The organism is Candidatus Pantoea symbiotica, assembly GCF_056491525.1.
The window spans coordinates 3,569,568-3,586,631 of sequence record NZ_JBSZHR010000002.1; the positions used below are offsets into that span (position 1 = coordinate 3,569,568).

Genomic DNA, 17,064 nt, shown 5'->3' on the forward strand with positions numbered 1-17,064 from the left:
TCCTTACTGAACAGCGAATTGACGGCGAATCTTTCTCATCAATAAGAATAGCCAAGGCCACAGGACGCCGTCGACCACACTACTCCAGAAGATTTCCGGGCGGAATGAGACGTTGATCACCAGGAATTCTGCCCAGAAAACAATCACATCCACCGCAAGGGACAGCACCATAACCATTAATGCCTGCTGCCACAACGCTAAGTTTCGGAATAACTGAAATTTAAAGGCCACCAGATACGCGATGATGCTGAATGCCAGCGCACGCACACCCAGCGTTGAACCTGCTACCAGATCCATGATGCCACCGAGGAAAAACCCGGTACCAACATTCACCCGATGCGGCAGCGCCAGCACCCAGTAAATCAGGATCAGCAAAAGCCATGAAGGCCGGAACATGAAGATCTGTTCCGGCCACGGCATGATTTGCAGGATGAGGGCAATCAGAAAGGACAGCCAGATAACCCATCGGCCCTGGCTGCGATATCGACTCAAGGCTGGCCTCCGCGTGTGTTCGCAGAATTCCCTTGCGAACGACTGCTATTAGCGGGTTGCGGTGGCCCCATTTGCTGCGACGACTGCAAGGTGTCCGGTGCCGGTGGGCCCATTTCGCCTGCTGGCGGCAGAACCTGCGGCATCATCTGCATCAAACGTTCGTTGGCAACGCGATGCACTTCGTCCGGCGCCATGGGTGCTACGCCGTTGCGATCCGCGCCCCACAGCAGCAGCAGATAGCGCAAACGCTGCAAGCCAGCGGCTGGACGCGCCTGAATCACCGTGTAAGCACGCTGCGTATCGACTTTCACCGATGAGACCACGCCAACCGGATAACCTTCCGGGAAGCGGCCGCCCAGGCCAGACGTGACCAGCACATCGCCGACGCGAATATCGGTGTTGCCCGGCAGATGTTCCAGCTGCAGATCTTCGCTGCAGCCATTACCGGCGGCAATCACGCGAATATCGTTACGCAACACCTGAATCGGCAATGCATGCGATGCATCGCAAATCAGCAATACGCGGCTGGTAACCTGACCGACTGCAACCACCTGACCAACAACCCCTTTATCACTGATCACCGGCTGGCCTTCGTAAACACCGTTTACGCTGCCTTTGTCGATAACCACCTGATCGGTATAAGGATCGGTGCCGGTGGAGATCACCTGCGTCACCATCTTGTGCTCATCCTGGCGCAGCGGCGAGCCAAGCAGTTCACGCAGACGCGCGTTTTCCTGCTTATATTGCCCCAGCATCAGCAAGTCACTGTTTTTCAGGAAGAGCTCACGGCGCAGTGCTTTATTTTCCAGCTCCAATTGCTGACGTGACGCCAGCGTTTCGGAAACGCCATCAAGAAGTTGTCTTGGCCCGTTGGCCAAAAAATAAAATGGACTGACCGACGTGTCCAGGTAGTTGCGAATCTGGGAAAAGGAGCTCACGCGGCTATCAGCGATAATAATCGCGATAGCTACAATGACTGCCAGAAAGAGGCGCAACTGCAGGGAAGGTCCCCTGCTAAAAATCGGCTTCATAAATTCTGCGTGTTCCTCGACATCAGGGAAGAAGCGTTAGCCGTATAGCCAACGCCTCCAGGGCTGGACGCATCTCGCCGTCGTGCGTTGCAGCAGCAGCGTCAGCATAGGCGCTATTCCCTGCGCAATTTGACCAGGGCCTTAGCCGTTGAGGAATTACTCCTCGCTGAACAAATCGCCGCCATGCATGTCGATCATTTCCAATGCTTTACCACCGCCGCGTGCTACGCAGGTCAGCGGATCTTCTGCCACGACCACCGGAATACCGGTCTCTTCCATCAGCAGGCGATCGAGGTTACGCAGCAATGCGCCACCACCGGTCAGCACCATGCCGCGCTCGGAGATGTCAGAAGCCAGCTCTGGCGGGCACTGTTCCAGTGCAACCATCACCGCGCTCACGATACCGGTCAGCGGTTCCTGCAGCGCTTCAAGAATCTCGTTCGAGTTCAGTGTAAAGCCACGTGGCACACCTTCTGCCAGGTTACGGCCGCGCACTTCAATCTCGTGCACTTCATCGCCCGGATAAGCAGAGCCGATGCCGTGCTTGATGCGCTCCGCAGTCGCTTCACCGATCAGTGAACCGTAGTTGCGGCGGACATAATTAATAATAGCTTCATCGAAGCGGTCACCACCAATACGCACAGAAGAGGAGTAAACCACGCCGTTCAGCGAGATCACTGCTACTTCAGTGGTACCACCACCGATATCAACCACCATCGAACCGGTTGCTTCAGAAACCGGCAGACCTGCACCAATCGCCGCAGCCATTGGCTCTTCAATCAGGAAGACTTCACGCGCGCCTGCACCCTGTGCAGATTCACGAATGGCACGACGCTCAACCTGGGTCGCACCCACCGGTACGCAGACCAGCACACGTGGGCTTGGACGCATAAAGCTGTTGCTATGCACTTGCTTAATGAAGTGCTGCAGCATTTTTTCGGTGACGAAGAAGTCGGCGATAACGCCATCTTTCATAGGACGGATAGCAGCGATGTTGCCCGGCGTACGGCCAAGCATCTGCTTAGCGTCATGACCGACAGCCGCTACGCTCTTTGGGGAGCCGGCACGATCCTGACGAATGGCAACCACAGAAGGCTCGTTCAACACGATGCCTTGTCCTTTCACGTAAATCAGGGTATTCGCGGTACCCAGGTCAATGGACAAGTCATTGGAAAACATGCCACGAAATTTTTTAAACATACTAAGGGATAATCCTGCAAGCTGGGGGCGGAAAATAAAATCCGCCTACTTTACCAACCACGCGAAGCCGCTACAAGGCGCAAAAACGTTCTGCTTCGGTGAAAAAATACGCTGAATACTTTTTTGGCCTGATCGTAGGGTCTTTAGCCGCAGTTAAATGGCGTTAACACGCCGTTTTAACCTAAATTCTCCCGGCGATAGCGGGCAAATTTCGACATAAAATCTAACATTTCCAGCCGCCAGCATCGCGCGCTCCGGCACTAATAAGCGATAAAAACAGCCTTCAGCCCGCACTTCGCGCGCTGAAGGTTTAAATTCGATAACGTTGCGAGTGTTTCTTTACATTACTGTTGACCGGCAACGAGGGCGCAAAGAAATCGCCCTGCCCGCCAGAAACACCCAATCCCGACAGCGTTTGCCACTCCGCGCGCGTACGCACGCCAGCGGCGAAAACCTGCGTTGGTGATGACTTACACACTTCCAGCAAACTCTGCACAAACAGCTGGTTCTCGGTACGTCGCTCAATGTTGCGTACCAAACCCGGCGCAAGTTTAATCACTTCAATCGGGAATTGCTTGATATAAGCGCTGCTCACCACCGTCAATCCGGCCTGATCCACCGCAATGCGACAGCCAAATGCCGTTAACATATGGAAAACCGGCACTAAACGGCTGATGTGTTGACAAACATCGGCCTCAGCAAGTTCAAATAAAAAACGTTTTCTTTGCGATTTGCTGCACTGCAGCAGCAGTTTTTGCAGCCAGCGCTGGAAAGGCCGCTGCAACAGCGAGTCAATATTCACTGGTAGTGCCAGGGTTTCATCCGGCCACATTTCAGAGAGCGCTGCAATGCGCGTCACCAGTTGGCGATCCCAGCTATCGGTCATACCTAGCTGCAACACCAGCGGCATAAACTCCGCCGACACCACTTCTTTGTCGCCATCGAACACGCGCGTCAGTAATTCGCGATGATGGACTTTTCCATCCAGCAGCACCGCCGGTTTTTGGTACATTCGCGGGCCACCACGATTGAGCGTGTTCTCCAGCAAGGTCCGCCAGCGCACGCTGCCGCGCCCCATGTCCAGCGTATTGCCCTCGCCAACCGACCAACTATTACCGCCCTGCAATGCCGCACGCCGCGTGGCCATCTCCACATTTTCCATCACCTGCGAGACACTTTGTCCGCTGCGCCACGCGCTGATGCCGATGTGGATCAAATCATCGCGATCGACCATGCGCATCGGCGGCAGTGAATCGACGGCATTGATCAGTTGGTCGGCAATGCTGTTGGCTTCTTTTAAAGTGCGATGCGGCAGCAAGACGGCGAAATCACTGCGGAAGTAACGTGCCAGCAATGCGCCTGGATAGCGCAGCACAAAGGTCGACAGCATATTAATCAGGTCAAACAGATACTCTTCCACCAGCGTTGGGCCGAGGGTTTCGTGCAGCGTATCGAGATCCGGCAGGCGCACCATCATCACCACGCCGTGCGTGCCGACATCTTCCTGATCTTCCAGCAACGTCGCCAACTGGTTATCGAAGAACAAGCGATTGTTGAGACCGGTACGCGGATCCTGCGCCGCAAAGGTGCGAATTAAGGTATCTATACGTAAACGCTGCTCGCCCGCTTCCTGCAAATCGCCCAGAAGTGTATCGATGGCGCGACTGGCTTTCGGCGGCCACTCCGCTGCATGCTCATCCGGCGAGCGGCGTTCCCCGGCCAGAATGCGATCGGCGCGCGCTTCTAGTTGTTCCATATTGTGCCAGCGCCGATTGAGCCAGCGGTTGGTCATAACCAGCAGCACACACATGATAGCGACGACAGTAAACAGGACCACCAGCGTATAAGTGCCGGTAAAGGAGCGAAACAGGGTTTTGGCGGGATCGAGCACCACTACGCGCAGTTCAAGGCCCGGCGAATGCGTCAGTGGCAAATCGAACTGCACAAAGCGATTGGGCTCATCCTCTAACATCGGATTTTCGTGGCGGGCTAAACTGAACACTAAGGTATCGCCATTCAGCAACTGCATCTGTTCGGCATTGACCACCGGCATCATGCGCGTCAGCCACTGCGTGATCTCCTGCGGCGATTGTGAAGCCAGGGCTTTATCCACTTCCGTCGCCAGCGTTTGCATGCGCGTTTCCACACGTTGCTGCGAGAGCCAGATAAAACTAAAAGCGCAGCCCACCAGCATCAATATCATCGCTAGTAAGCTTAATAAGGTAATAAACGCAGAAAATTTAGTTGTTAATCGCATCCCTGTGCCTGCATCACTGCGGTTATGAACGGTGTTAATCCGTTGGCGCCACTCTGACCACTTGCGCAAACCTGAGCAAAATAGCACAAATCAAGGTGTGATTCAGCGCCAGACTGGCATCAAAATCGCACATAACACAGCTTGATAAGCGCTACGGCGCGAGTATAGCGTTAAACCGTGATGGCCTGACTTTGCTACGGGCTTTTTCGTCCTATTCTCAAAGAGTGTGTTTTGCCAGGAAATTTCACATTTTTCCCCGCAAGTTCGCGCCTGACGCTTAAGTTGAGCATGCTGGTTATAACTTACTATTCACAGGAGAACGTCATGAACCTGAAGCACTTGCTCACAGAAGCCGACGTCACGCCAGAAAGCGTCTTTAATATGCGCCGCCGTCAGGTGCTGAAAGCGTTGGGATTAGGCGCAGCAGCAGCCAGTTTGCCAGGCACGGCGCAAGCCGATGTGCTGAGCTGGTTTAAAGGCAATAACCGCCCGCCCGCGCCAGCTGGCAGAGACTTAGATTTCACTAAACCGGCCGAATGGCAGGCCGATTTGCCGCTCACACCGTTTGATAAGGTGTCGGGATACAATAACTTCTATGAATTTGGTCTGGATAAAGCCGATCCTGCCGCCAATGCTGGCACGCTTAAAACCGATCCATGGAAACTGCGCATTGAAGGAGAAGTTGCCAAACCGATCACGCTGGATATGGATGACATCTTCAAGCGTTTCGCGATGGAACAGCGCATCTATCGCATGCGCTGCGTCGAAGCCTGGTCGATGGTGATTCCGTGGGTCGGCTTCGAGCTCAACAAGCTGCTAAAACTGGCTGAACCCACCAGCAATGCACGCTATGTGGCGTTTGAAACGCTGTATGCACCTGACCAAATGCCCGGTCAGAAAGATCGCTTTATCGGCGGCGGGCTGGATTATCCCTATGTAGAAGGCTTGCGGCTTGATGAAGCGATGCATCCGCTGACGCTGCTGAGTACCGGCGTATATGGCAAAGCGCTGCCGCCGCAGAATGGTGCGCCGATTCGCCTGACGGTGCCGTGGAAATATGGCTTCAAAGGGATTAAATCGATTGTGAAAATCACGCTGACGCACGATCGTCCGCCAACCACCTGGAGCCAGATCGCCGCCAATGAGTACGGTTTCTATGCCAATGTGAACCCGCATGTGAATCATCCGCGCTGGTCGCAGGCTACCGAACGCTTTATTGGCGCGGGCGGCATTCTGAAGGTTGATCGCCAACCTACGCTGCTGTTCAACGGCTACGCGAAAGAAGTGGCTTCACTGTATCGCGGGCTGGATTTACGGGAGAACTATTAAGTGCGCCTCACTTTACGCCACATTACCGCGTTAAAAGTCGTGCTGCATCTGGCGGCTTTTCTGCCGTTTGTTTATCTGTTTATGGCGGCGAGTCAGGGCTGGCTGAGCGCCGATCCGGCGAAAGATATCCAGCATTTTACCGGCAGAATGGCGCTGAAGTTGCTGCTTGCCACGCTGCTGGTCAGCCCATTAACGCGCTACCTGAAACAGCCGCTGCTGATTCGTACGCGCCGCCTGCTCGGCGTGTGGTGTTTCGCCTGGGCTAGTTTGCATCTCACCAGCTACTACTTGCTGGAACTTGGCTACGATCATCTGCGTTTACTCGGCAGCGAGTTGGTTTCTCGTCCTTATTTGTTACTGGGGATGATCAGCTGGACTATCCTCTTCGCCCTCGCCATCACCTCATTTCAACGCATGCAGCGCAAACTAGGTCGTCGCTGGCAAACGCTGCATAACGCCGTCTATCTGGTCGCGATCCTCGCGCCTATCCACTATCTTTGGTCTGTGAAAGTATTGTCCCCGCAGCCGGTCATCTACGCTGTGCTGGCCATTGCGCTGTTAGCGTGGCGTTACAATAAGTTGCGTAAACTTCTCTCCAGATAATCCCCGCACGGTTGTGTTCCTCCCGCGAGATCTGTTAAAAAGTGTGGCCTTCGGGCCGCATTCGATCAACTTCGCAGATAAGACCAGTATTTTGCTGCGAATGTCGACGAAACGGATATAATGCCCGGCTTTATTGCAAGCGAAGTCTTCTTTTTCATCCTCAAGGGTGACAAACGCAAGATGGCGCGGTATTTTACGCGATGCCTTACTGATTGCAGGAGATAGCAGCAAGATGGCGCACAAATTTCACATACTGCTTTTGAACGGTCCCAATCTGAATTTACTGGGAACGCGCGAGCCTGATAAGTATGGTCACACCACGCTGGCGCAAATCGTCGGCGATCTGACGCAACAGGCCGATCAGCACCATGTGAAATTGAGTCATTTGCAATCGAACGCAGAGTTTCAGTTGATTGACCGTATTCACGAAGCCCGCGGCAACGTGGATTACATCATCATCAATCCTGCTGCGTTTACGCATACCAGCGTTGCACTGCGTGATGCCCTGTTGGCGGTTAGCATTCCTTTTATTGAGGTGCATCTCTCGAACGTGCATGCACGCGAACCGTTCCGACATCACTCCTATCTTTCCGATGTATCTGCCGGCGTCATCTGTGGACTTGGCGCTGATGGATACTCGTGGGCTTTACAAACGGCAGTAAAACGCCTGTCACATTCCAATTAAACAGAGTACGGAACCACACTCATGGATATTCGTAAAATTAAGAAACTGATCGAACTGGTTGAAGAGTCTGGCATCTCCGAGCTGGAAATCTCCGAGGGCGAAGAGTCCGTTCGTATCAGCCGTTCACCTGCAAATGCCGGCTACCCAATGATGCAGCAAGCTTATGCTGCGCCAATGATGCAGCAGCAGCCTGCGCTGGCGACCGCTGTGGCACCTGCCGCACCGGCTGCAGCAGAAGCCGCTAAACCAGAAATCAGTGGCCACATCGTGCGTTCACCGATGGTGGGTACCTTCTATCGCACCCCAAGCCCAGACGCCAAAGCCTTCATTGAAGTTGGCCAGAAAGTGAATGCCGGCGACACCCTGTGCATCGTTGAAGCGATGAAAATGATGAACCAGATCGAAGCCGACAAATCCGGCGTTGTGAAGGCGATTCTGGTCGAAAGCGGCCAACCGGTTGAATTTGACGAGCCGCTGGTCATCATCGAATAACGAGGCGAAGCATGCTGGATAAAATTGTCATTGCTAACCGTGGTGAGATCGCGCTGCGCATTCTGCGTGCCTGCAAAGAGCTGGGCATTAAGACTGTTGCCGTGCACTCCACCGCGGACCGTGACCTGAAGCACGTGCTGCTGGCGGACGAAACCGTCTGCATTGGCCCGCCACCTTCGGTCAAAAGCTACCTGAACATCCCGGCACTGATCTCCGCCGCTGAAATTACCGGCGCGGTCGCTATTCACCCGGGTTACGGCTTCCTCTCTGAGAACGCCGATTTCGCCGAGCAGGTTGAGCGCTCAGGCTTTATCTTCATCGGCCCGAAAGCCGACACCATTCGCCTGATGGGCGACAAAGTGTCTGCGATTACCGCCATGAAGAAAGCCGGCGTACCAACCGTGCCAGGTTCTGATGGCTCGCTGACCGACGACATGGAAAAAAACCGTGCCTTCGCTAAGCGCATCGGTTATCCGGTGATCATCAAAGCTTCCGGCGGCGGCGGCGGTCGTGGTATGCGCGTCGTGCGCAGCGACAAGGATCTTGAGCAATCCATCAACATGACGAAAGCGGAAGCCAAAGCGGCTTTCAACAACGACATGGTTTACATGGAGAAGTACCTCGAGAATCCACGCCACATCGAGATTCAGGTGCTGGCCGATGGCCAGGGTAACGCTATCTATCTGGCCGAACGTGACTGCTCAATGCAGCGTCGTCACCAGAAAGTCGTCGAAGAAGCACCAGCGCCAGGCATCACGCCGGAACTGCGTCGCTACATCGGCGAGCGCTGCTCTAAAGCCTGTATCGACATCGGCTATCGCGGTGCGGGTACGTTCGAGTTCCTGTACGAAAACGGTGAGTTCTACTTCATCGAGATGAACACCCGTATTCAGGTTGAGCATCCGGTGACTGAAATGATCACCGGTGTCGATCTGATCAAAGAGCAGCTGCGTATTGCTGCTGGTCAGCCGCTGTCGATTAAACAGGAAGACGTGGTAATTCGTGGCCATGCGGTGGAATGTCGTATTAACGCCGAAGATCCGAATACCTTCCTGCCAAGCCCAGGCAAGATCACCCGCTTCCACGCGCCGGGCGGCTTCGGTGTTCGTTGGGAATCGCATATCTATGCCGGTTACAGCGTGCCACCGTACTACGATTCCATGATTGGTAAGCTGATTACCTACGGTGAAAACCGTGACGTGGCAATCTCGCGCATGAAAAATGCGCTGGCGGAACTGATCATCGACGGCATCAAGACCAACATTGAGCTGCAGATGAAAATCATGTCCGACGAAAACTTCCAGCAGGGTGGGACCAACATCCACTATCTGGAGAAAAAACTCGGCCTGCAAGAGAAGTAATCGCAGCGCAGAGCAAGACAGAGGCCGGTTAACTCCGGCCTTTTTCATTTTTGTCGCCTTTGAGGTTACATAATGGATTGGCGTTTTTTACAAGCGAACAAAGAGGCGCGCTGGTCGTTTTATCTGACTCTGGCCTACCTTGCCGTTTGGGGACTTTCTGCCTGGCTGGGCGGCAATGAGATCGGCTTCTTTGGCTTACCAAGATGGTTCGAGCTTTCGTGTATGTTCGCCCCGCTGCTGTTTATTGTGTTGTGCTGGCTGATGGTGCGCGTGCTGTTCCGCGACATGTCGCTGGAGGATAACGATGGACTCTGAAATCATTCTTCCGCTATTGGCCTATCTGGTGCTGATCGCCGCACTGTCGGTGTTTGCGATGCGCAAGCAGCGTCAGGGCAACTTCCTGAGCGAATACTTCCTCGGCAGCCGTTCGATGGGCGGCTTTGTGCTGGCGATGACCATCACCACCACTTACATCAGCGCCAGTTCGTTTATTGGCGGCCCCGGCGCAGCCTATAAATATGGTCTTGGTTGGGTGCTGCTGGCGATGATTCAGGTGCCCGCCGTCTGGCTTTCTCTCGGCGTATTAGGCAAGAAATTCGCGATTCTGGCGCGTCGTTACAATGCTGTGACGCTCAACGACATGCTTTATGGCCGCTACGGCAGCACGTTGCTGATTTGGCTCTCCAGTATCAGTTTATTGGTGGCGTTTATTGGCGCGATGACCGTGCAGTTCATCGGTGGCGCGCGTCTGCTGGAAACCGCTGCGGGTATTCCTTACGACACCGGCCTGCTCATCTTCGGCGGCACCATCGCGCTTTACACCGCTTTCGGTGGCTTCCGCGCCAGCGTGCTGAACGATGCGATGCAAGGCATGGTGATGCTGATCGGCACCTTCCTGCTCCTCTTCGCGGTAATTCACCAGGCGGGCGGGCTGGAAAGCGCAGTAACCAAAATGCATAACATCGATCCACAACTGACGTCGCCGGAAGGCGTTGGCAATGTCATCAATCCAACCTTCCTTAGCTCGTTTGCGGTGCTGGTATGTTTCGGTGTGATTGGCCTGCCCCACACTGCGGTGCGCTGTATTTCGTATAAAGACAGTAAAGCGATGCATCGTGGCATTGTACTCGGCACTATTGTGGTGGTGATCCTGATGTTTGGCATGCATCTGGCCGGTGCGCTGGGACGCGTGATTTTGCCCGATCTCACCATCCCCGATCGCGTGATCCCCACGCTGATGATTACCGTTTTACCGCCGATGGCGGCGGGCGTATTTCTTGCGGCGCCAATGGCGGCCATTATGTCGACCATTAACGCGCAGCTGCTGCAATCCTCCGCTACGCTGATCAAAGATCTCTACCTGCGTATTGCACCGCAGCACAGTGAAAATGAGGCGCGCCTGCGCATGCTGTCAGGCACTATCACTTTCGTGCTTGGCGTGCTACTGCTGCTGGCGGCGTGGAATCCGCCCGATATGATTATCTGGCTGAATCTGCTGGCATTTGGTGGCCTTGAAGCAGTGTTCCTGTGGCCGCTGGTGCTGGGCTTGTATTGGGAGCGCGCCAACTCTACCGGTGCGATCAGCGGCATGCTGGTCGGCGCGGGATGCTACACGCTGCTTGCCAGCCTGAAAATTGAGTGGTGGGGTTTCCACCCAATCGTTCCGTCATTGACCTTAAGCCTGCTGGCCTTCCTGGTGGGTAATCTGTTTGGCCGCACGCCTGCAACGCATGCAGCTGCACTGGAATAAAGAGAAACGCTATGCCTTGGATTCAAATCAAAATTAACAGCACCGGCGAAAACGCCGAAACCCTGAGCGATGCGCTGATGGATGTTGGCGCCGTGTCGGTCACTTTCCAGGATACGCACGACAATCCGGTTTATGAGCCGCTGCCAGGCGAAACGCTGCTTTGGGGCGATACTGATGTCATCGGCCTGTTCGACGCTGAAACCGAGATGAGCGATGTGGTGGCCGAATTAAGTCAGCACCCGCTGCTGGGATCCGCGTTTCGCCACAAGATCGAGCAGATCGAAGACAAAGATTGGGAACGTGAATGGATGGATAACTTCCACCCGATGCGTTTCGGTGAGCGTCTGTGGATCTGCCCAAGCTGGCGCGATGTGCCGGATCCAGATGCCGTCAACGTGATGCTGGATCCGGGGCTCGCGTTTGGTACCGGCACGCACCCCACCACGTCGATGTGTTTGACCTGGCTTGATGGCCTGGATCTGCAAGGCAAAACGGTGATCGACTTTGGCTGTGGCTCCGGCATTCTCGCTATTGCCGCACTAAAATTAGGCGCAGCGCAGGCGATCGGTATTGATATCGATCCGCAGGCGATTCAGGCCAGCCGCGATAATGCCGAACGTAATGGCGTCTCTGAGCGTCTGGCGCTTTATCTGCCTCATCAGCAGCCTGATAACTTGCAGGCTGACGTGGTCGTCGCCAACATCCTCGCCGGTCCGCTGCGCGAATTGGCGCCGCTGATTAGCGTACTGCCAAAAGCGGGTGGGCATCTTGGTTTGTCTGGGGTATTAGCGAGCCAGGCGGAAGGTGTATGTGCAGCCTACGCCGAACAATTTGAACTTGATCCGGTTGCCGAGAAAGAAGAGTGGTGCCGCATCACTGGCGTACGTCGTTAATCATCTCATTCCCCATGCCAGCGCACTAAATGCCTGGCATGTAACCATTTGGCTTGAGACCAGTCTCAAACCTCAGGCGCTTCTGATCTACTGCTGTTTCTTTACATATTAGTCATTACAATCCTGCTCCAGGCGATAGCGCTATCCCTGCTGGCAATGCCTTTGTGGCATTACACGTCGATAAATCGCTTAAGTAATGGACTATGAAAAAGAAACTTTGTTTACTCGCTTTGCTTTCGAGCATGGCTTCCTACACGCATGCCCATGATACCGCCTGGTCTTATGAAGCTCCGGCTGAATGGGGCAATTTAAGCACCGACTTTCAGACCTGCAAAAGTGGCGTAAATCAATCACCTGTCGACATACGTCAGGCAGTAAATGGTCAGCTTCCGCCGCTTACGTTGAGCTATCAAGCCAGGAAAGAGTCGATCGTCAATAATGGCCACACCATCCAAATTAATGTGAAAGAGGGTGATGCCCTTAAGCTCGATGGTGAAGACTTTACGCTGCGCCAATTCCACTTCCATACCCCTAGTGAAAACCTAATTGATGGCAAACGCTATCCGATGGCGGCGCATTTTGTTCATGCCAGTAAGGATGGTCATTTAGCTGTGGTTGGCGTGATGTTTGAAGCTGGCGCAGAAAACCCTGCGCTGGCAGAAATCCTGCGTGAAATGCCTGCAGAAGTGAATAAGGAAATGGCCCTGAAGCACTCTCTCAACCTCAGTGCATTAATTCCGGGCGATAAACACTACTATCGCTTTAGCGGTTCACTCACTACGCCACCCTGCACCGAAGGCGTACGCTGGCTGGTACTTAAGCAACCGGTTTATGCATCGGCTGAACAGCTGAAAAAGTTCACCAGTTTACTGGGAGAACATGGTAATAGCCGTCCAGTACAACCGCTGAATGGTCGCGTGATCATCGAATAACCCAAGCCCGGTCTGGTTCTACCCTGTGACGTCGGTTACAGGGTAGTCATTTTCTCATCGCCACGTAATATCTGCGGCACGCCGCTTGCCGGTATTCTTATTACTGAGATTGAGAATGAAAACCTCCCTTTTACTTAGCGTAATGTTGGCTTACAGCATTGGTGCGCACGCAACCTCTTCCCCTTCCGCACCACACTGGAGCTATGAAGGCAGCGCTGGTCCAGATCATTGGGCCGAACTCTCTGCTGATTTCCAGACCTGCAATAACGGCAAGTTTCAGTCGCCAATTGATATTCGCCATACCATCGAAGGTCGACTGCCGCCCCTTAAGCTAGAGTTTCACACCGCAGCAGAAAACCTGGTCAACAACGGGCACACACTGCAAGTGAAAGTGGATGATGAAGATGATTTTATGCTGGATGGCGAAACCTTCCGCCTCAAGCAATATCATTTCCATACCCCGAGTGAGAATCAAATCGACGGCCACTCTTATCCGTTCGAAGCGCATTTCGTTCACGCAAATGAAGATGGGGAAATAGCGGTCATCGCCGTGATGTTCGAGGTGGGGAAAGAGAACACCGCCCTCAATCCGATTATTGCTGCCATGCCTAAGCAGATAAATCAGGAAGTGGTCGTTAAACAGCGCATGGATTTAAAACCTCTCTTCCCAGAGGATCGCCATTATTATCGTTTTAGTGGATCGCTCACTACTCCACCCTGCACCGAGGGTTTACGCTGGCTGGTCATGAAGCATCCCGTCACGCTCTCACAATCACAGTTGCACGATTTCCAACTGGCGCTGAAAAACAGTAATAATCGCCCCCTGCAACCATTACATGGTCGACTGATTGTCGAATGATGATCTGACAACCCTTACGCTTATAAATTAGTACAATTAATAATCAAACAACCGTCATTTCTCTGGCTAATTACCTGAAGTGGCGGTTTTTATGTTGTGATTTCGGTCATGTTTTGAGAAAAATTTTTGTACACAATTTAAGCATATTTTTTTAATCATATGAAATATAAAGATTAATACCTTTCCTTGTGCCTGATAAGTTGATTTCCCTGTTCTCTAACGGCGAATTGTTCAAAGTTTGGCCTTTCATCTTCTTTAAAAAATGCGTAATATACGCCGCCTTGCGAACAGTTAGGGTCACTTCTTTTTCATGCGCATTGGACAACATCAGCTACGTAATCGACTCATTGCTGCGCCTATGGCCGGAGTATCCGATAAGCCATTTCGCACCCTGTGTTATGAGAACGGCGCCGGTATGACTGTCTCCGAGATGATGTCGTCGAACCCGGAAGTTTGGGCCAGTGACAAATCCCGTTTGCGTATGGTGCATAGTGACGAGCCTGGTATCCGCGCCGTGCAAATTGCCGGTTGCGATCCTGATGAGATGGCTGCTGCCGCGCGCATTAATGTGGCGTCTGGCGCGCAGGTTATCGATATCAACATGGGCTGCCCGGCCAAAAAAGTGAATCGTAAGATGGCAGGTTCAGCGCTGCTGCAACATCCGCAACTGGTGGAGTCGATTCTCACCGCGGTCGTCAATGCAGTGGATGTACCGGTTACGCTGAAGATTCGCACCGGCTGGGACAAAGAAAATCGTAATTGTGTAGAGATTGCCCAATTGGCTGAACGCTGTGGCATTCAGGCTCTCACCATTCATGGCCGCACGCGCGCCTGTTTGTTTGAGGGATTTGCTGAATACGACAGCATTCGGACAGTTAAGCAGAGCGTTTCCATTCCGATCATCGCGAATGGCGACATTACTGACCCGCATAAAGCCAGAGCGGTGCTCGACTATACCGGAGCCGATGCTCTTATGGTTGGTCGTGCCGCTCAGGGAAGACCGTGGATCTTCCGGGAAATCCAGCATTATCTGGACACAGGGGAGCTGCTGGCACCGAAGCCGCTGGCTGAAGTGAAGCAAATGCTGATTGGACATATACGGGAGCTGCACGACTTTTACGGTCAGCGCAAAGGATACCGTATTGCCCGAAAACACGTTTCCTGGTATTTGCAGGAAAGTGCTCCTGATGACCAGTTTCGGCGCACATTCAACGCCATAGAGGATGCCAGCGAACAGCTGGAGGCGTTGGAGGCATACTTCGAAAATCTTGCGTAAACGAAATAAAGAGCTGAAAGAACTATGTTCGAACAACGCGTAAATTCTGACGTACTCACCGTTTCTACCGTTAACTCTCAGGATCAGGTGACCCAAAAGCCACTGCGTGATTCGGTTAAACAGTCACTGAAGAACTATTTTGCTCAACTGAACGGTCAGGATGTGAGTGACCTGTATGAGCTGGTATTGGCAGAAGTCGAGCAGCCTCTGTTGGACATGGTGATGCAGTACACCCGTGGCAACCAGACCCGTGCAGCTCTGATGATGGGTATCAACCGCGGTACCCTGCGTAAGAAGCTGAAAAAATACGGCATGAACTAATCTGTTCGTTGCTGCGATAACGCCAGCCTTGCGGCTGGCGTTTTTGTTTCTGCATCACGAGTAATTTCCTGACGTTAGCAACGCATGAAACAATTGGCGCGATAATGGTAACGATAGTTGCAATTGCCGCAGTGATATCCCGCCCCTCTTAGCAACGCCTTTTCCTCCATTTTACTTCGCACTTATTTATCCTTTCATCACGCTTCAGCCCGCTCTCTCTGTGATCATCAACCGTTTCGACCGTAAGCGTGCAAACTCATACATCCACTCCTGAGCGTTAGCTCACACTGTTTCCATATAGTGAAACTTTTTGCACTATTTGTGATCGTGTCGTCTCGTCATGCTGCCTTTTGGTGCGCCATATTAGCCAGAATCTTCTGAGTGCTTCAGTTTATTAAAAGATCTTTCCAGAGAATTCAGGATTCTGCAAACCTGGCATCAGGTTTGCAGAGTTGTGGATGGCTAACCACCACAGACAGAAAAAAGCGCACATTAAAGTGCGCGCAAACATAACAACACACGATATCGCCACACAGGATGCTTTATGAAAAAGATGATGCTTTCCACTCTGGTTGCTGCAGCCTCGCTGTTAGCCGTTGCTCAACAAGCGCACGCTGGCACCACGCTGGATGCCATTAAGAAGAAAGGTTTTGTACAGTGCGGCATCAGTGACGGCCTGCCAGGCTTCTCTTATGCTGACTCTAACGGCAAATTCACCGGTATTGACGTGGATGTGTGCCGCGCGGCCGCTGCAGCGGTATTTGGCGACGCAACCAAAGTGAAATACACCCCGCTGACCGCGAAAGAGCGCTTCACCGCGCTGCAGTCTGGCGAAGTGGACATCTTGTCTCGTAACACCACATGGACCTCATCGCGCGATGGCGGCATGGGCTTCCTGTTTGCAGGCGTGAACTATTACGACGGTATCGGCTTCCTGACTCACCAGAAAGCCGGTCTTAAAAGTGCTAAAGAGCTGGATGGTGCCACCGTGTGTATTCAGGCCGGTACTGATACCGAGCTGAACGTGGCTGACTACTTCAAAACCCACAAAATGCAGTACACGCCAGTGACCTTTGACCGCTCTGACGAATCCGCCAAAGCGCTCGACAGCGGCCGTTGCGACACCCTTGCTTCTGACCAATCTCAGCTGTATGCGCTGCGCATTAAACTTGGTAAGCCAGACGAGTTCATCGTACTGCCAGAAGTGATCTCCAAAGAGCCGCTGGGTCCGGTTGTGCGTCGCGGTGATGACGATTGGTTCACCATCGTTAAATGGTCACTGTATGCCATGCTGAACGCGGAAGAGATGGGTATCAGCTCTAAAAATGTCGATGACATGGTAGCCAAGCCAACTACGCCGGATATGGCACATCTGCTGGGCGCGGAAGGTGACTTCGGTAAAGACCTGAAGCTCGATAACAAGTGGGCTTACAACATCATCAAACAAGTGGGTAACTATCAGGAAGTGTTTGACCGTAACGTCGGTAAAGACAGCGCACTGAAAATTAAGCGCGGCCAGAATGCGCTGTGGAATGCGGGCGGTATCCAGTACGCTCCACCAGTTCGTTAATTCCGTCCTGCCA

General features: G+C 53.2%; 17 protein-coding genes. 13 read left to right on the plus strand and 4 right to left on the minus strand.

What is annotated here, in order from left to right:
* Positions 1-3: 3 nt before the first annotated feature.
* From mreD to csrD, 4 genes are all read right to left on the minus strand, one after another.
* Positions 4-492 carry a rod shape-determining protein MreD gene (gene mreD / locus ACXIZX_RS17155; RefSeq protein WP_008101987.1) on the minus strand — a complete coding sequence of 163 codons (489 nt, stop codon included), beginning with the start codon at positions 490-492 and terminating at the stop codon, positions 4-6.
* Complete coding sequence (mreC, locus tag ACXIZX_RS17160; RefSeq protein WP_008101989.1) at positions 489-1,523, minus strand: rod shape-determining protein MreC; 1,035 nt, start codon at positions 1,521-1,523, stop codon at positions 489-491. The genes mreD and mreC overlap by 4 nt, the downstream gene beginning before the upstream one ends.
* A gap of 156 nt (positions 1,524-1,679) precedes the next feature.
* Positions 1,680-2,723 (minus strand): rod shape-determining protein MreB, encoded by a 1,044-nt coding sequence (gene mreB / locus ACXIZX_RS17165; protein ID WP_007891976.1) that lies wholly within the window; start codon positions 2,721-2,723, stop codon positions 1,680-1,682.
* 310 nt (positions 2,724-3,033) lie between these two features.
* Positions 3,034-4,980, minus strand: coding sequence for an RNase E specificity factor CsrD (gene csrD, locus ACXIZX_RS17170; RefSeq protein ID WP_479404622.1), 1,947 nt, complete (start codon positions 4,978-4,980; stop codon positions 3,034-3,036).
* A gap of 324 nt (positions 4,981-5,304) precedes the next feature.
* Here csrD and msrP point away from each other — a divergent pair, with 324 nt between their 5' ends.
* From msrP to ACXIZX_RS17235, 13 genes are all read left to right on the plus strand, one after another.
* Positions 5,305-6,309: a protein-methionine-sulfoxide reductase catalytic subunit MsrP gene (gene msrP / locus ACXIZX_RS17175; protein ID WP_008101993.1), complete on the plus strand. Its 1,005-nt coding sequence runs from the start codon at positions 5,305-5,307 to the stop codon at positions 6,307-6,309.
* Entirely contained in the window at positions 6,310-6,912 is a 603-nt protein-coding gene (gene msrQ, locus ACXIZX_RS17180) for a protein-methionine-sulfoxide reductase heme-binding subunit MsrQ (RefSeq protein WP_479404623.1), read from the plus strand.
* A gap of 232 nt (positions 6,913-7,144) precedes the next feature.
* On the plus strand, positions 7,145-7,597 hold the full coding sequence (gene aroQ, locus ACXIZX_RS17185) for a type II 3-dehydroquinate dehydratase (protein ID WP_007891972.1): 453 nt from the start codon (positions 7,145-7,147) through the stop codon (positions 7,595-7,597).
* 21 nt (positions 7,598-7,618) lie between these two features.
* Positions 7,619-8,089, plus strand: coding sequence for an acetyl-CoA carboxylase biotin carboxyl carrier protein (accB, locus tag ACXIZX_RS17190; protein ID WP_008101997.1), 471 nt, complete (start codon positions 7,619-7,621; stop codon positions 8,087-8,089).
* 11 nt (positions 8,090-8,100) lie between these two features.
* Positions 8,101-9,450: an acetyl-CoA carboxylase biotin carboxylase subunit gene (accC, locus tag ACXIZX_RS17195; protein WP_008101999.1), complete on the plus strand. Its 1,350-nt coding sequence runs from the start codon at positions 8,101-8,103 to the stop codon at positions 9,448-9,450.
* A 72-nt stretch (positions 9,451-9,522) separates the two neighbouring features.
* Positions 9,523-9,765 carry a YhdT family protein gene (locus ACXIZX_RS17200; RefSeq protein ID WP_179452027.1) on the plus strand — a complete coding sequence of 81 codons (243 nt, stop codon included), beginning with the start codon at positions 9,523-9,525 and terminating at the stop codon, positions 9,763-9,765.
* A complete protein-coding gene (panF, locus tag ACXIZX_RS17205) occupies positions 9,755-11,200 on the plus strand; it encodes a sodium/pantothenate symporter (RefSeq protein ID WP_479404624.1) in 1,446 nt (481 codons plus the stop codon). The genes ACXIZX_RS17200 and panF overlap by 11 nt, the downstream gene beginning before the upstream one ends.
* Before the next feature lie 11 nt (positions 11,201-11,211).
* Positions 11,212-12,093, plus strand: a complete 882-nt coding sequence (gene prmA, locus ACXIZX_RS17210; protein ID WP_479404625.1) for a 50S ribosomal protein L11 methyltransferase — start codon at positions 11,212-11,214, stop codon at positions 12,091-12,093.
* 203 nt (positions 12,094-12,296) lie between these two features.
* The gene (locus ACXIZX_RS17215; RefSeq protein ID WP_479404626.1) at positions 12,297-13,025 is read left to right on the plus strand and encodes a carbonic anhydrase; all 729 of its coding nucleotides are present in this window, start codon (positions 12,297-12,299) and stop codon (positions 13,023-13,025) included.
* 115 nt (positions 13,026-13,140) lie between these two features.
* Positions 13,141-13,884 carry a carbonic anhydrase gene (locus tag ACXIZX_RS17220; RefSeq protein WP_479404627.1) on the plus strand — a complete coding sequence of 248 codons (744 nt, stop codon included), beginning with the start codon at positions 13,141-13,143 and terminating at the stop codon, positions 13,882-13,884.
* A gap of 310 nt (positions 13,885-14,194) precedes the next feature.
* The gene (dusB, locus tag ACXIZX_RS17225) at positions 14,195-15,160 is read left to right on the plus strand and encodes a tRNA dihydrouridine synthase DusB (RefSeq protein WP_479404628.1); all 966 of its coding nucleotides are present in this window, start codon (positions 14,195-14,197) and stop codon (positions 15,158-15,160) included.
* 24 nt (positions 15,161-15,184) lie between these two features.
* Positions 15,185-15,481, plus strand: a complete 297-nt coding sequence (fis, locus tag ACXIZX_RS17230; protein ID WP_007891954.1) for a DNA-binding transcriptional regulator Fis — start codon at positions 15,185-15,187, stop codon at positions 15,479-15,481.
* A gap of 544 nt (positions 15,482-16,025) precedes the next feature.
* The gene (locus tag ACXIZX_RS17235) at positions 16,026-17,051 is read left to right on the plus strand and encodes an amino acid ABC transporter substrate-binding protein (protein WP_008105971.1); all 1,026 of its coding nucleotides are present in this window, start codon (positions 16,026-16,028) and stop codon (positions 17,049-17,051) included.
* The last annotated feature ends 13 nt before the right edge of the window (positions 17,052-17,064 follow it).